Raw genomic sequence first — 16,085 nt, 5'->3', positions numbered from 1 at the left:
GCACGCCAAGCTTGACGGTTAAAATGCCGGATCATTATATATCTGCCGATACAAACACCGCCCGGCCAACCGCCGGCACCTTCATTATTTCTCTCGAGTCTGCCAATGCCCAACCCCCATCTCAGCATCCTGGTGGTGGACGACGCCAAGTTCTCCAGCGCCATGATCGGCCGAGCCCTGAGCCAAGCCGGTTACCTCGATGTGCGCTTTGCCAGCAGCGCACTGGAGGCCTTGACGCTGTTGGAACAACGTCCTGCCAGCGTGCTGCTCGCCGACTGGCTGATGCCGGAAATCGACGGCCTGGAACTGACCGGCCGCGTCCGCCAACTGGACGAAATGGCGGACCACTACACCTACGTCATGCTGCTTACCGGCAAGGAAGGCGAAAACGTACTGAGTGAGGCCTTCGACCGTGGCGTCGATGACTTTGTCAGCAAGTCGGCCATGAGCGAGCAACTGGTGCCACGGGTGTACGCCGCCGACCGTCTGTGCAACACCTTGCAGCGCCTGCTGCAGGAAAACCGCATGCTCACCCAGAACATTTCCAGCCTGGAACAGCGCAATCTGGTCGACCCGCTGACCGGCCTGGGCAACCCGCGCTATCTGCATCAGATGATGATCGACAGCATCCGCCAGGTGGAGTCCCGTGGCGGTGCCGTGTGCTATCTGCTGATCGGCCTGCAGGACGCGCCGAACTTGCGTCAGCAGTACGGCGAAAGCTTCTACAACGAGCTGCTGCATGGCGTTGCCCGCCGTCTGCAACAGTTGGTGCGGCCGCTGGACGTGCTGGTTCGACTGGACGATCACCACTTCGGCCTGCTGACCCTGCTGGAAGACCTGCAGGAATGCTCGCCAAGCAGTTTCAAACGCCTGCATGAAGGGCTCAATCTCAAAGCGTTCAAGACCAGCGAAGGTTTTATCACCCTCAAGGCCGGTATCAGCCTGGTGGGAATGGACGCCAAGGCGCTGCCGATCCAGCCTCAGGCGCTGATCGACCAGGCCACCACCCTGCTGCCCGAAGCCTATGGCAGCGGTCGCGTCGCTGCGGTGCGTCTGCCGCTGAACAAGTAAATGCATTGGCACATTCTCGGTGCGGGCAGCCTGGGCACCCTCTGGGCTGCCCGTCTGGCCCGCGCCAATGTGCCGGTCACCCTGCTGCTACGCAATCGTCAACGTCTGGCCAGCTACCGTCAGCTGGGCGGCCTGACGCTGGTGGAACAGGGCCAGGCCAGCCTGTATCCAGTGCCGGCGCAAAGCGTCGACGACACCAGCCCCATTCGTTTGCTTCTGCTGGCGTGCAAGGCCTATGACGCCGAGGCTGCCGCAGCCAGCGTGGCCCATCGGCTGACCACGGATGCCCAGGTGGTTCTACTGCAAAACGGTATGGGCAGTCAGGACGCCGTGGCCGCCCGCCTGCCAAGAGCCCGTTGCATTCTTGCCTCCAGTACCGAAGGTGCCTTTCGTGACGGCGATTTCCGCGTGGTGTTTGCCGGCCATGGCCATACCTGGCTGGGCGACCCGCAGAACCCCGTCCCATCCGCGTGGCTGGCCGACCTGCAAAACGCCGGTATTTCCCATGAATGGACACCCGATATCCTCAGTCGCCTATGGCGCAAGCTGGCGCTGAACTGCGCCATCAACCCACTCACGGTGCTCTATGACTGCCGCAATGGCGCTCTGCTGGAGCATCCGGCGGAAGTGGCCACCCTGTGCGCCGAACTGAGCGAACTGCTCAGCCTGTGCGGCCAAACGGCAGCGGCGGAGCATCTGGACGAAGAAGTGCAACGAGTCATCAAGGCCACCGCAGCCAACTACTCATCCATGCATCAGGATGCAGCGCAGGGGCGGCGTACGGAGATCAGCTATCTGATTGGCCATGCCTGCGCGGTGGCGCAGCGGCATAACTGCGCGGTGCCGCATTTGCAGGTGTTGCTGGAGCGCCTGCAGGCAGAGTTGGGCAGTAAAGGCCTGCCGACCGACTAGCACGTCGCGCAAATCCGTAGGAGCGGCTTCAGCCGCGATGCGTTTGTCGTATGCACGACCCAATCGCGGCTAAAGCCGCTTCTACAAAAGCAGCATCCCTGAAGTCGTTGAGCTACCTCTGACCAGGCGTTACCCTGCCCACCTCTCTAGAAAAGGTGTTGCCTCGCTTATGTCCCTGCGCAAGCGCCTGGAAAACCTGTCGGTCGGCCGCAAGTTGTTGGCGGCGTTGTTGGCGTTGCTGACCACGGTGTTGCTGGTGGCCAATCTGGCGTTTATTAGTGCCGCCTACTGGATCTCCCAGGAAAATATGGCACCCCAGGCCCTGCAGACCCTCGGTCGCCTGCTGTCCACACCCGCCTTGAGCAACGAGGCCTTGAGCTCACGCGCCACCGCCGAAGCCTTGCTGCAACGCTTGGACAGCTACAGCCCGCTGCGCGCCGCAGCACTGTATGGCAGCGATGGCCGCCGTCTGGCGCAGCTGGAGCATGGCGAAAAACTGCATCTGCCACGCCGCATCGAACAACTGTCCACCTGGCGTTATGGCGAATTTCGCACCAACCAATTGTTCGAACTGCCGCAGGAAGGCAAACCGCCCGGCCATTTGCTGTTGGTGGCCTCCAGCGAACTGCCCGGCGCGTTCTACACCGGTACCCTGACCGCCAGCCTGGTGATTCTGGCCTGCAGTGTGCTGCTCTGGTCGCTGGTGGCGCGGCAGATCCGCCGGCTGGTGACCCGCCCGATTCGCCGCCTGGAGGAGCTGTCGCGCCAGGTGACCCGCGAAGAGAACTACGCCCTGCGCGCCGAGCGCGGCAATCAGGACGAAATCGGCAGCCTGGCCGAAGCGGTGAATACCATGTTGTCGCGCATCGAAGCCCGCGAGCAGCAGCTCAAGCGCGCCCGCGACGACGCGCAGATGGCCTTCGACCAGGCTCAGCGGCTGGCCGAAGAAACCCGCCACTCCAATCGCAAGCTGGAGCTGGAAGTACAGGTGCGTAGCAAGATCGAGAAAAAGCTCACCGGCTTTCAGAATTACCTCAATAGCATCATCGACTCCATGCCCTCGGCGCTGATTGCCCTCGATGAACAGCTGTATGTCAGCCAGTGGAATCAGGAAGCCAGCGCCCTCTCCGGCACACGCCTGGACGAAGCCCTGAACCAGCCAGTATTCCTCGCCTTCCCGCCGCTGAAACCCTACCTGCCGCAACTCAAGCGCACCGCCGAACGCCACACGGTGGAAAAAATCGAGCGGGTGACCTGGACCCGAGGCGACACCAAGTGCCATTACGCCCTCACCTTCTACCCCTTGATGGGTGGTGCCGGGCGCGGCGTGGTGATCCGTATCGATGACATCAGCCAGCGCCTGTCGCTGGAAGAAATGATGGTGCAGTCGGAAAAAATGCTCTCCGTGGGCGGCCTGGCAGCCGGTATGGCGCACGAAATCAACAACCCCCTGGGGGCGATTCTGCATAACGTGCAGAACATTCGCCGGCGCTTGTCCGCCGAGCTGCCGCGCAATCAGGAAGTGGCCGACGCCGTGGGCGTCTCGCTGGATACCGTCTATCAATACCTGCAAGGCCGCGAAGTCCCGCAGTTGCTCGATGGCATTCAGCAGGCGGGGTCCCGGGCGGCGAAGATCGTCACCCATATGCTCAGCTTCAGCCGCATGAGCAACCGGCAGTTGGCCCCCTGCCAGTTACCCGCCCTGCTCGACCAAGCGGTAGAAATCGCCGGCAACGACTTCGACCTCACCGAAGGCTTCGACTTCAAAGGCCTGAATATCGAGCGCGAATTCGACCCGCAGGTTGGCTTGGTGCCGGGCATCGCCAACGAGCTGGAACAGGTGCTGCTCAACCTGCTGAAAAACGCCGCCCAGGCCATTCACCAGCGCGAGGCCAAACCCGGTTCGTTGCTGGAACCAGGGCGCATCGTGCTGCGCACCCGGCTGGCCGAGCCCTGGGCCGAGATTCAGGTGGAAGACAACGGCATTGGCATGCCGGAGCTGGTGCGCAAACGCATCTTCGAACCCTTCTTCACCACCAAGGAAGTCGGCCAAGGCACCGGCCTGGGCTTGTCGGTTTCCTACTTCATCATTACCAACAACCACAAAGGCCAGATGGAGGTGCAGTCCACCCTGGGCCAGGGCACCTGCTTCACCCTGCGTCTGCCCCTGGCAACGCCCCCCCCCGATTACCTCGAAGAGAGCTGAACATGGGTTTTCGCCTGTCGAAGATTTACACCCGCACCGGCGATGCCGGCGAAACCGGCCTGGCCGATGGCCGCCGCGTGCCCAAGGATCACCCTCGTGTCGAAGCCATGGGCGAGCTGGACAGCCTCAACAGCCAGCTTGGCTTGCTGCTGGCCGGCTTGGCCGAACATGAAGTGATGTGGCCGGGGCTGAGCGAGGTGATTGATGTGTTGACGCCCTGCCAGCACCGGCTGTTTGACCTCGGTGGCGAACTGGCGATGCCGCAGTACCAGGCGTTGAACCAGGCCGAGGTAGAGCGCCTGGAGGCGGCCATCGATCTGTGGAATGAAGAGCTGGGGCCGCTGGAGAACTTTATTCTGCCGGGTGGCTCATTGCTGGTGGCGCAGGCCCATGTGTGCCGAGCGCAGGCCAGGAGCGCTGAACGGCGGTGTCAGCAATTGAATGCGCTGGAACCGTTGAAAGGGGTGGGATTGGCGTATGTAAATCGGCTTTCGGATTTGCTGTTTGTCGCGGCGCGTCTGATTGGGCGACGTATGCAAATCAACGAAGTGCTTTGGCAGGCGGCGCCGAAGCCGGAGTGAGATTGACGGTCCTATAACCAGACCTGTAGGAGCGGCTTCAGCCGCGAGCTTTTCAGAATCAAAAGCATCGCGGCTAAAGCCGCTCCTACGAGGATTTATCAGTCAGAAAACTGCGGCCAGAACGCACGAATGCCGGCCACACCCTGGGCACCAGCCTCCCAGGCTTTTTCGGTAGCCCCTGCGCCAACCCCACCGAGCAGAAACACCGGCTGATTGAAGCCCGCAATCATTTCCTGCGCCGCCTCCCAGCCCAACGGCTGAGCCTCGGGGTGAGTCTGAGTTGCCTGCACCGGCGACAGGGTGACGAAGTCCACGCCCATCTCCGTCGCCAACGCCAACTCTTCAGCGTTATGACAGGACGCTGCCAACCAGCGATGCGTCGGGAACGGCCGACCACCGCTGACCAGCTTGCGCAATTGGGTCGACGTCAGGTGCCAACCAGCCGCCGGAAAATCGCCCAGCCATTCCAGCGGTCCCTTGAGCATCAGCTGCGCACGGCCGGCGCACAGGCCGACAGCGTCCACCGCAAGGTCGCGGTACTGCGGGTCGTACATGTTCGGGGCACGCAGCTGGACCAGGCGAATGCCGCCTTCCAAGGCCGCCTTGAGCCCTAGCAAAAGTTGCTTGGGTTCCAGGTTGTCGGGGGTAATCAGGTAATGCTCGGGCAGACGCGCAGCAGCCACGATCGGGCGGTTGGCGGCGGGGAATTCGTAGTCGTTCAGTTCACGGTTGCTTACCCAAGCCAATGGCTGGCCTTCAGCCCCATGGGGCTCGCCGGTAAAGGCGCTGACTTCCCAGACATCCAACAGCACATGTTTGTCCGGGTAGTCATGGCGCACCTGAATCAGCGGCCGTGCAGCCGTCACCTGAATGCCCAGCTCCTCGGCCAGCTCTCGGCCCAGGGCAGCGCGCACCGACTCGCCCTCCTCGACCTTGCCGCCGGGGAACTCCCACAGGCCACCCTGATGTTTATCGTCGGGGCGACGGGCGAGCAAAATGCGCCCATCGGTCCCACGAATAACCGCTGCCGCCACATGCACTCGTTTCACGCCGTTTATTCCTCTCGTGCTGCCTGCTGCCAGCGCTGGAACGCCGGCCACTGGTAGATGGTTTCAACATAGGCTGCGGCCTCGGCCGACAGCACCGCCCGGTAGCCGCGAAAACGCACGGCGACCGGGGCAAAAAAGGCATCCGCCAGGCTGACATGGCCAAACAGATAGGGGCCGTCCTGGCCAAACTCGCTCCGGCAGCGCGCCCAGATGGCGCTGATGCGCTCGATATCGGCCAGAACATCAGCCGGCACCTCGGGCAACGCCTGATCGCGCGACAGGTCCATGGGCATCGCCGTACGCAGGGGCACAAAGCCGCTGTGCATCTCCGCACATACGCTACGGGCGATGGCACGCGCATAGGCACCACGGGGCCACAGATGGGCCTCAGGGAAGGTTTCGGCGAGGTATTCGCTGATAGCCAGGGAATCCCAGATCGAGCCTTCTGCAGTTTTCAGCAGCGGCACTTTACCGGTGGGCGAGTGCTCGAGGATGCGCTCGCGGGTATCCGGCTGGTTCAGGCGGATTACCTGCTCGCTGTAAGGGGTGCCGGAGAGCTCCAGCGCCAATGCGGCGCGCAGCGACCAGGAGGAGTAAGTCTTGTCGCCGATTACCAGGGAGAGAGCCATGTGCATCATCCTTTGTTGAGCCCAATTAACGAACTGCGACAATAGGCAGCGTCTGGGCCCAGGGCAAATTCCGATTGTTCATGCGCGGATAAGTCCGGGGAATACTGCATTCCCTGTGGGAGGGGCTCTAGCCGCGATGTTCTATCAAAAGCTCGCGGCTAAAGCCCTTCCCACAAAACGGTTTAGGAGCGGTATTCGGCGTTGATGCGCACGTACTCGTGGGACAGGTCGGTGGTCCAGATGGTTTCGCTGCAGGTGCCGCGGCCCAGCTCGATACGGATACCGATCTCTTCCTGGGCCATTACCGCAGCGCCCTGCTCTTCGGTGTAGGTGGTCGCGCGGCAGCCACGGCTGGCGATGCACACGTCACCGAGGAACACGTCGATCTTGCTCACATCCAGCTGCGCCACACCGGCACGACCCACAGCGGCCAGAATGCGGCCCCAGTTCGGGTCGGAGGCGAACAGGGCCGTCTTGATCAGCGGCGAGTGGGCGACGGCGTAGGCGACGTCCAGGCATTCCTGGTGGGTAGCACCACCGTTGGCTTGCACAGTGACGAACTTGGTGGCGCCTTCGCCGTCACGGACGATGGCTTGCGCCAACTCCATGGACACATCCAGCACGGCCTGCTTCAGCTCGGCGAACAGCGCGCCGCTGGCCTGGGTGACTTCCGCCAGCTCGGCCTGGCCGGTGGCGACCAGGATGCAGCAATCGTTGGTAGAAGTATCGCCGTCGATGGTGATGCGGTTGAACGACTTGTTCGCCGCATCGCGTAGCAGGTCCTGCAATACGCCCTGGGAGACTTTGGCGTCAGTGGCGATATAGCCAAGCATGGTGGCCATATTCGGCTTGATCATCCCGGCACCCTTGCTGATGCCGGTTACGGTGACGGTCACGCCTTCGTGCACGAACTGGCGGCTGGCACCTTTGGGCTGGGTGTCGGTAGTCATGATGCCGCTGGCCGCAGCCGCCCAGTTATCCACAGACAGATCTGCCAGCGCGGCAGCCAGGGCACCTTCGATTTTTTCCACCGGCAGCGGCTCGCCGATAACGCCAGTGGAGAACGGCAGCACGGAGGTCTCTGGCACGCCGGTCAGTTCAGCCAGCTTGGCGCAGGTACGCGCAGCGGCTAGCAGGCCTGGTTCGCCGGTACCGGCGTTGGCATTGCCAGTATTGGTCAACAGGTAGCGCACCGGGTTGACCACGTTTTTCTTCGCCAGAATCACCGGCGCGGCGCAGAAAGCATTCAAGGTGAACACTCCGGCAACGCTCGAGCCTTCGGCACAGCGCATCACCACCACGTCTTTGCGCCCCTCGCGCTTGATGCCGGCAGAGGAAATACCGAGTTCAAAACCAGCGACAGGGTGCAGCGTAGGCAGAGGACCGAGACCAACAGGCATGGGGATGAGCTCCTTGGCAGAAACCGAGTAAAACCGCGCCCCTTCGGCGCAGCATGAATTCAAGCAAAAACGCCGCGAACGGCAATTCGTTCACGGCGTTTTATCACACAGCTTTTACATTGCAGGCTTAAGAAATCTGGCCGTGGCAATGTTTGTATTTCTTACCCGAGCCGCAGTAGCAGAGTTCGTTGCGACCGATCTTCTGATCGTTACGTACGGGTGCGAATGTGGCGACTGCCACTTCACCTTCCGGCTCCAGCTCAGGCTCGTCCAGCGCCGAGGCTTCGGCGTGTTCAAACTGCATGCGCGAGGCCAGAGCTTCGGCTTCCTGGCGCAGACGCGCCTCTTCTTCGACCGGGTCTTCGCGACGCACTTGGACGTGGGACAGAACGCGAATGGTGTCGCGTTTGATCGAATCCAGCAGTTCCTGGAACAGGGTGAAGGACTCGCGCTTGTACTCCTGCTTCGGGTTCTTCTGCGCGTAACCACGCAGGTGAATACCGTGGCGCAGGTGGTCCATGGTCGACAGGTGGTCTTTCCACAGGTCGTCCAGTACGCGCAGCAGAATCTGCTTCTCGAAGGTACGCAGGGCTTCGGCGCTGGCCGCGTCTTCTTTTTCGTTGTAGGCCTTCAGCAGCTCTTCGAGGATGCGCGCACGCAGCGGCTCTTCGTACAGCTGGGCGTCGTCGTCGAGCCACTGCTGGATCGGCAACTTGATGCTGAAGTCGTTGAACAGCGCAGTTTCCAGACCGGCGATATCCCACTGTTCGGGCAGCGATTGCGGGGCAATGTGCTGATTGATGGTGTTATCCAGCACTTCCTGACGGAAGTCGGCGATGGTGTCGCCGATATCGCTGGCGGCCAGCAGGCTGTTGCGCATGTGGTAGATCACTTTGCGCTGCTCGTTGGCGACGTCGTCGAACTCCAGCAGTTGCTTACGCATGTCGAAGTTGCGGCCTTCCACTTTGCGTTGGGCCTTTTCGATGGCGTTGCTGACCATGCGGTGCTCGATGGCTTCGCCGGACTGCATGCCCAGGGCCTTCATAAAGTTCTTCACCCGGTCGGAGGCGAAGATGCGCATCAGGTTGTCTTCCAGCGACAGGTAGAAACGGCTGGAACCCGGGTCGCCCTGACGGCCGGAACGGCCACGCAGCTGGTTGTCGATACGGCGCGATTCGTGACGCTCGGACGCAATTACATGCAAGCCACCGGACTCGATCACCAGTTGGTGACGCTTGTGCCAGTCGGCCTTGATCTGCGCGATCTGCTCTTCGGTCGGGTTTTCCAGGGCGGCCACTTCGACTTCCCAGTTACCGCCCAACAGAATGTCGGTACCGCGACCAGCCATGTTGGTGGCGATGGTCAGCGCACCCGGGCGACCGGCCTGGGCAATGATTTCGGCTTCTTTCTCGTGGAACTTGGCGTTGAGTACTTTGTGCTCGATGCCTTCTTGTTCCAGCAGCTTGGACACGTATTCCGAGCTGTCGATAGACGCCGTACCCACCAGGATCGGACGGCCAACAGCCTGGCTTTCCTTGATGTCGGCAACGATGGCGGCGTACTTCTCTTCCTGGGTCAGGTACACCAGGTCGTTGAAGTCTTTACGGGCCAGCGGCTTGTTCGGCGGAATGACCACCACCGGCAGGTTGTAGATCTGGTGGAACTCGAACGCTTCGGTGTCAGCGGTACCGGTCATGCCGGAGAGTTTGCTGTACAGACGGAAGTAGTTCTGGAAGGTGGTGGAAGCCAGGGTCTGGCTCTCGGCCTGGATATTCAGACCTTCCTTCGCTTCGATGGCCTGGTGCAGGCCTTCGGACAGACGACGACCCGGCATGGTACGGCCGGTGTGCTCGTCGACCAGCAGAACCTGGTCGTTCTGCACGATGTACTCGACGTTGCGGTGGAACAGTTTGTGGGCACGCAGGCCGGCATACACGTGGGTCAGCAGACCGAGGTTGTGCGCCGAGTACAGACTTTCGCCTTCGGCCAGGAGGCCGGCGTGGGTAAGCATGTCTTCGATGAACTGGTGACCGGCTTCGTTGAGTTCGACCTGACGGGTCTTTTCATCAACGGTGAAATGGCCTTCCTGGGTCACTACGCCTTCCACTTCCTCGATATGTTGCTTGAGGCGTGGAATCAGCAGGTTGATCTGCATGTACAGCTTGGAGCTGTCTTCGGCCTGGCCGGAGATGATCAGCGGGGTACGGGCTTCGTCGATGAGGATCGAGTCCACTTCGTCGATCACCGCGAAGTTCAACTCACGCTGGAACTTCTCTTCAACGCTGAACGCCATGTTGTCGCGCAGGTAGTCGAAGCCGAATTCGTTGTTGGTACCGTAGGTGATGTCGGACGCATAAGCGGCGCGCTTTTCTTCCGGCGGCTGGAACGGGCTGACGATACCTACGGACAGGCCGAGGAACTCATACAGCGGACGCATCCAGTTGGCGTCGCGGCGAGCCAGGTAGTCGTTCACCGTAACCACGTGTACGCCTTTGCCAGACAGGGCGTTGAGGTAAACGGCCAGGGTACCCACCAGGGTTTTACCTTCACCGGTACGCATCTCGGCGATCTTGCCTTCATGCAGGGTGGCGCCACCGATCAGCTGAACGTCGAAGTGACGCATGCCCATCACGCGCTTACCCGCTTCACGGGCGACCGCGAAGGCTTCAGGTAACAGTTGGTCGAGGGTTTCGCCTTTGGCCAGACGGGCCTTGAACTCTTCGGTCTTGGCGCGCAGCTGCTCGTCGGACAGAGCCAGCATCTGCTCTTCGAACGAATTGGCGGCTTGCACCACCTTCTGCATGCGCTTCACTTCGCGCTCGTTCTTGCTTCCAAAGAGTTTTTTTAACAAAGGCGCAAACATATCGGCAGGATCTTCCACACATATGGATGGAGGGCGGCCCCGTGAGCAGCCCGCGCAGCCTTCATGGCTGCTTGCGAAGCGGGCATTCTACCCGGAATCGTTATTGAGGAAAGTAGCGTTGTTGCACTGTGCCAGCAGCTGATGTTTTCGCCACAGGCTATTCAGTTACGGACTACAAAATTGACTACTCAGTCTGATTGTTGTCGACGTAAAACCTGACCAGTTACAACTAGTAAACATTTCCAAGGCTTGTATATGGGGGCACTTTTTCCTCAATCAACCCCCTGCCCGACAGCCCTCGGCGCAGACGCCAAGCTGCTTCTGCTACCATGACCGCCCACCCCCCGAAGACCCGTCGCCATGGCTTTCCGCCCGCTGCCCGCCAAGGGCCACACCGCTGTGCTCCGCGACGCCAAGCCGTTGCAAGCGCTGATCAATCAGGCGCATCGCCTGGATCATTTGCAGCGCCTGCTGGAAAGCCAACTGCAACCTGCCGCTCGTGAACACTGCCACGTTGCCTCGTGGCGCGAAGGCTGCCTGCTACTGATTGTCACAGACGGCCACTGGGCCACCCGTTTGCGCTATCAACAGCGCCGCCTGGAGCGGCAACTGCAAATGCTGGAAGCGTTCCGCGGCCTCACCCGCATTCTCTTTAAAGTGCAGCCACGGGTCGGCGTCGCCAAGATGCGCGGGCACACGATGCAGCTGTCTAGCGAAACGGCAGAAGGGATTCAGGAAGTGGCGGAAGGGATCAGCGACCCGGGCTTACGCGCGGCGCTGGAGCGCTTGGCGCGGCACGGGAAAGATTGAGTTCGACTGGTAAAGAAAAGCGTCGCGGCTGAAGCCGCTCCTACGGGGACCGCGTATTCCGTAGCAGCGGCTTCAGCCGCGATTGCTTTTAAATGCTCATAAAAAAAGCCACCCGAAGGTGGCTTTAAGAAACAGCTAAGGAGGGTATTGCTCAACCAGCCGCAACTGGTCGCATGTACGAAATCGGCGCGCTCTTCACGTCGTCGAAAGTCACCACTTCCCAAGCGTCACGTTGCTCAATCAAGGTGCGCAACAGACGGTTGTTCAGCGCATGCCCCGACTTGAAGCCGCGGAACTCGCCAATCAGGCTGTTACCCAGCAGGTAGAGGTCGCCGATAGCGTCAAGAATCTTGTGCTTAACGAATTCGTCTTCGTAGCGAAGGCCGTCTTCGTTCAATACGCGAAACTCATCAACCACGATGGCGTTTTCTACGCTGCCGCCGAGTGCCAGGTTCTGTGAACGCAGGAACTCGATGTCACTCATAAAACCGAAAGTCCGCGCACGGCTCACTTCTTTTACGAAGGAGGTGCTGGAGAAATCCACGCTCGCGCTCTGGGTGCGATTGCGGAAAACCGGGTGATCGAAATCGATCTCGAAACTCACCTTGAAACCATCGAAGGGAACGAAGGTGGCGCGCTTGTCGCCCTCTACAACCGTTACTTCGCGGGTGATGCGGATGAATTTCTTCGCCGCTTCCTGCTCTTGCAGACCAGCGGATTGAATCAGGAATACGAAGGGGCCAGCACTACCGTCCATGATCGGCACTTCGGACGCGGAGAGCTCGACGTAGGCGTTATCGATGCCCAGGCCAGCCATGGCCGAAAGCAGGTGCTCCACGGTGTCCACTTTCACATCACCATTGACCAGTGTGGTCGACATGGTGGTTTCACCGACATTCTCGGCACGTGCGCGAATTTCCACGACGGGGTCCAAGTCGGTACGACGAAACACGATACCGGTATCGACCGGTGCCGGCTTGAGGGTCAGGTAAACCTTCTCCCCAGAATGCAGGCCGACGCCGGTGGCGCGGATGATGTTCTTCAGGGTGCGTTGTTTGATCATGGATTGGCCGCTATAACACTAGTTGCGAATTGTTTTCAACAATGGCCGGGGATGATACCAGACCCGGCCTGTGCTGAACACCAATCACCCCAATACTCCTGATACATTTCATCAATCAGCCTGACGACGCAGGAACGCCGGGATATCCAGATAATCCAGATCGTCCTGCGCGTTCAGCTTGGCTGCAGCAGCAGCGCCAGCATGAGCCTGATTGCGCATTACGGTCGGACGATCCAGGTCGCGGTAGTTCACCGCAGGCTGTTCGTGGCGTGGTGCAGCGGCGGACGGCATGGCAGCTGCTTGCACGGTGTTATCGATAACCTTGACCGGCTTCTCGATTTTCGCGCCCAGGCCTGTAGCCACCACGGTCACGTGCAGTTCGTCGCGCATGTCCGGGTCGATCACAGTGCCGACCTTGACGGTAGCCTGCTCGGACGCGAACTGCTCAATGATGTTACCCACGTCGGAGTACTCACCCAGAGACAGGTCAGGACCGGCGGTGATGTTCACCAGAATGCCGCGAGCGCCTTGCAGGTTCACGTCTTCCAGCAGCGGGTTGCGGATCGCTGCTTCGGTCGCTTCACGGGCACGGTTCGGACCGCTGGCGCAGCCAGTGCCCATCATCGCCATGCCCATTTCGCTCATCACGGTTTTCACGTCGGCGAAGTCGACGTTGATCATGCCCGGACGCTTGATGATGTCGGAGATACCGCGCACGGCACCGGCCAGTACATCGTCAGCCTTGGCGAAAGCCGACAAGAGGCTCGCGTCTTTGCCGAGGATGGTCAGCAGTTTTTCGTTGGGAATGGTGATCAGCGAGTCAACGCTCATCGACAGCGCGCGGATGCCTTCTTCGGCGATCAGCATGCGCTTGCGGCCTTCGAACGGGAACGGACGGGTCACCACCGCAACGGTGAGGATGCCCATTTCCTTGGCCACTTCAGCAATGATCGGGGCCGCACCGGTACCGGTACCGCCACCCATGCCGGTGGTGATGAAGACCATGTCGGTGCCTTGCAGCACTTCGGCGATACGCTCGCGGTCTTCCATGGCAGCCTGACGGCCGACTTCCGGGTTGGCACCAGCGCCCAAGCCCTTGGTCACGCCAGTACCGAGTTGCAGCACGGTACGCGCGCCGACATTTTTCAATGCCTGAGCGTCCGTGTTGGCGCAGATGAACTCGACGCCTTCAATGTTGTTTTTGGCCATATGGTTAACAGCATTACCGCCGCCGCCACCCACACCGATGACCTTGATAACTGCACTTTGCGGGATATTGTCTACGAGCTCGAACATGGTCCCCTCTCCTTTGCTTTTCTAGTTGTAACGCCTACAGCACACGCGGTTTAACATCAGAAATTGCCCTGGACCCAGCGTTTCAGCCGCTCCAGTACAGGTGTCTTTGGTTCGTCGTTGTAGCTGCTGCCACCCGACAGCGAGATGCCGTCGTTCTGCTTTTGCAGCCCGTACATGAGCAAGCCCACGCCGGTCGAATAAATCGGGTTGTGCACCACGTCCGCCAGGCCTTTGATGCCTTGCGGCATGCCCAGGCGAACCGGCATGTGGAAGATTTCTTCAGCCAGTTCCACCGCGCCTTCCATCTTGGAAGTGCCGCCGGTGAGGACGATGCCGGCCGGGATCAGGTCTTCGTAACCGCTGCGGCGCAGCTCAGCCTGGACCAGGGTGAACAGCTCGTCGTAACGCGGCTCCACCACTTCAGCCAGGGACTGACGCGACAGGTCACGGGGCGGACGATCACCCACGCTTGGCACCTTGATGGTTTCGCCAGCGCCAGCCAGCTTGGCCAGGGCGCAGGCGTAGCGAATCTTGATTTCTTCGGCGTACTGGGTCGGGGTACGCAGCGCCATGGCGATGTCGTTGGTGACCTGGTCGCCGGCAATCGGGATCACCGCGGTGTGGCGAATCGCGCCTTCGGTGAAGATGGCGATATCGGTAGTACCGCCGCCGATGTCCACCAGGCACACGCCCAGCTCTTTCTCGTCATCGGTCAGCACGGCATACGCAGAAGCCAGCTGCTCAAGAATGATGTCGTCTACTTCCAGACCGCAGCGGCGTACGCATTTCTCGATGTTCTGCGCCGCGTTCACCGCGCAGGTCACCACATGCACCTTGGCTTCCAGACGCACGCCCGACATGCCCAGCGGCTCGCGCACGCCTTCCTGGTTATCGATCACGTAGTCCTGCGGCAGGGTGTGCAGCACCCGCTGGTCAGCCGGAATGGCCACGGCCTGGGCGGCATCCAGTACGCGCTCGAGGTCGGCCTGGCTGACTTCACGGTCGCGAATGGCGACGATGCCGTGGGAGTTGAGGCTGCGGATATGGTTGCCGGCCACGCCGACGAAGGCCGAGTGAATACGGCAGCCAGCCATCATCTGCGCTTCCTCGATGGCGCGCTGAATCGACTGCACGGTGGATTCGATATTCACCACCACGCCCTTCTTCAGGCCACGGGATGGATGAGTACCGATACCAACGATTTCCAGCTGGCCGTCAGCCGTGACCTCGCCCACCAGCGCCACCACTTTGGAGGTGCCGATATCGAGGCCGACGATCATCTTGCCGCTCTGCACGTTTGCCATGTTGCTGCCTTCTCCTGAATTCACTTCTGGGCGACGGTTTTGGCCGTCGCCGGCGCAATCGGTTCACGCCACGCCACGGCCAGGCCGTTGGAGTAACGCAGGTCGATGCGCGAAATATTGGCGATCTGCTCTTTCAAACTCTTGTCGTAGATGGTCACGAAACGGCGCATTTTTTCGACCAGATGGTCGCGACCCAACAACAACTCAATACTTTGTCCGGTGTTATTCACCCCGGTGGTGAGGAACCAGCTGCCGCGCTCACGCAGCTCCAGGCGGGCCACCGAGAAACCCAGCGGGCGCAGCATCTGGCTGAGCATCTGGTAGCGCTGCATCACATCTTCCTGAGCGCGCTGCGGGCCCACCAGTTGCGGCAGATTTTCGTAGTTGGCCAACTCGCGCGGGGTGAAGGCCTGGCCCTGGTTATTCAGCAGCGCTTCGTCGCCCCAACGAGCGACTGGCAGTTGTTCTTCCAGTGAAATGGTCACGGTGTCCGGCCATACGCGACGTACTTCGGCATGGGCAATCCAGGGCATTTTTTCCAGCTCGGCACGCATGCCGGCCAGGTCGACGGTAAAGAAGCTCGCCGCCACGTAAGGCGCGATGCGCTGCTGCACCGCCTGCTGGCTGATATAGCTGAGCTCGCCCTGCACGCTGATTTTGGCAATCGGCCGGTCGGCATACGGCAGCAGGCGCTGCGCCGCTTCGTAGGTACCAAAACCGAGCACCAGCAACAGCACCGGCCAAAGCACGCGTTTGATCGCCGAGAAGCTCGGCTTGGGCACGCGCACCGACAACGGTTCTTTGGCCACCATCCGACTGGCACCCCGCTGCGCCGGCTTGCGTGGCAAAGCGCCGCGGCCGGGAACAGGTTGCTGATGACGGAGGGTTGCGCCGTGCATGG

Annotated in this window: 12 protein-coding genes and 1 pseudogene; 5 read left to right on the top strand and 8 right to left on the bottom strand. The window is 60.9% G+C overall.

The features are described 5' to 3' along the window. Positions 1–63 precede the first annotated feature (63 nt). The 4 genes and pseudogenes from ACVW0Y_RS00530 to ACVW0Y_RS00515 all read left to right on the top strand — a co-directional run. Positions 64–1,071: pseudogene (locus ACVW0Y_RS00530) on the top strand (response regulator); the annotation flags it as partial. After that, positions 1,072–1,983: a putative 2-dehydropantoate 2-reductase gene (locus tag ACVW0Y_RS00525; RefSeq protein WP_457435328.1), complete on the top strand. Its 912-nt coding sequence runs from the start codon at positions 1,072–1,074 to the stop codon at positions 1,981–1,983. Between the two features lie 169 nt (positions 1,984–2,152). After that, the gene (locus ACVW0Y_RS00520) at positions 2,153–4,189 is read left to right on the top strand and encodes a sensor histidine kinase (RefSeq protein WP_457435327.1); all 2,037 of its coding nucleotides are present in this window, start codon (positions 2,153–2,155) and stop codon (positions 4,187–4,189) included. Positions 4,190–4,191: 2 nt separating this feature from the next. Further along, positions 4,192–4,770, top strand: coding sequence for a cob(I)yrinic acid a,c-diamide adenosyltransferase (locus tag ACVW0Y_RS00515; protein WP_457435326.1), 579 nt, complete (start codon positions 4,192–4,194; stop codon positions 4,768–4,770). Positions 4,771–4,868: 98 nt separating this feature from the next. Here ACVW0Y_RS00515 and ACVW0Y_RS00510 read toward each other — a convergent pair whose 3' ends face one another. From ACVW0Y_RS00510 to secA, 4 genes are all read right to left on the bottom strand, one after another. Further along, a complete protein-coding gene (locus tag ACVW0Y_RS00510) occupies positions 4,869–5,819 on the bottom strand; it encodes a Nudix family hydrolase (protein WP_457435324.1) in 951 nt (316 codons plus the stop codon). Between the two features lie 5 nt (positions 5,820–5,824). Continuing rightward, positions 5,825–6,448: a glutathione S-transferase family protein gene (locus ACVW0Y_RS00505; protein WP_457435323.1), complete on the bottom strand. Its 624-nt coding sequence runs from the start codon at positions 6,446–6,448 to the stop codon at positions 5,825–5,827. A 182-nt stretch (positions 6,449–6,630) separates the two neighbouring features. After that, positions 6,631–7,848: a bifunctional glutamate N-acetyltransferase/amino-acid acetyltransferase ArgJ gene (argJ, locus tag ACVW0Y_RS00500; protein ID WP_457435321.1), complete on the bottom strand. Its 1,218-nt coding sequence runs from the start codon at positions 7,846–7,848 to the stop codon at positions 6,631–6,633. Between the two features lie 127 nt (positions 7,849–7,975). After that, positions 7,976–10,711, bottom strand: coding sequence for a preprotein translocase subunit SecA (gene secA, locus ACVW0Y_RS00495; protein WP_457435319.1), 2,736 nt, complete (start codon positions 10,709–10,711; stop codon positions 7,976–7,978). Positions 10,712–11,071: 360 nt separating this feature from the next. Here secA and ACVW0Y_RS00490 point away from each other — a divergent pair, with 360 nt between their 5' ends. Beyond that, positions 11,072–11,521: a DUF721 domain-containing protein gene (locus ACVW0Y_RS00490; protein WP_457435317.1), complete on the top strand. Its 450-nt coding sequence runs from the start codon at positions 11,072–11,074 to the stop codon at positions 11,519–11,521. Positions 11,522–11,672: 151 nt separating this feature from the next. On the opposite strand, the gene lpxC is transcribed toward ACVW0Y_RS00490, so the two are convergent. From lpxC to ACVW0Y_RS00470, 4 genes are all read right to left on the bottom strand, one after another. Continuing rightward, positions 11,673–12,584 carry a UDP-3-O-acyl-N-acetylglucosamine deacetylase gene (gene lpxC, locus ACVW0Y_RS00485; RefSeq protein ID WP_108098520.1) on the bottom strand — a complete coding sequence of 304 codons (912 nt, stop codon included), beginning with the start codon at positions 12,582–12,584 and terminating at the stop codon, positions 11,673–11,675. A gap of 111 nt (positions 12,585–12,695) precedes the next feature. Next, positions 12,696–13,880, bottom strand: coding sequence for a cell division protein FtsZ (gene ftsZ, locus ACVW0Y_RS00480; RefSeq protein WP_457435315.1), 1,185 nt, complete (start codon positions 13,878–13,880; stop codon positions 12,696–12,698). A gap of 56 nt (positions 13,881–13,936) precedes the next feature. Continuing rightward, positions 13,937–15,184 carry a cell division protein FtsA gene (ftsA, locus tag ACVW0Y_RS00475; RefSeq protein WP_457435314.1) on the bottom strand — a complete coding sequence of 416 codons (1,248 nt, stop codon included), beginning with the start codon at positions 15,182–15,184 and terminating at the stop codon, positions 13,937–13,939. Between the two features lie 20 nt (positions 15,185–15,204). Then, positions 15,205–16,083: a cell division protein FtsQ/DivIB gene (locus ACVW0Y_RS00470; protein ID WP_457435312.1), complete on the bottom strand. Its 879-nt coding sequence runs from the start codon at positions 16,081–16,083 to the stop codon at positions 15,205–15,207. Positions 16,084–16,085 lie beyond the last annotated feature (2 nt).

The organism is Pseudomonas sp. TE3786 (assembly GCF_054057335.1).
Note: the sequence above shows the minus strand (reverse complement) of the source record. Positions and strands in the feature narration are given on the sequence as shown.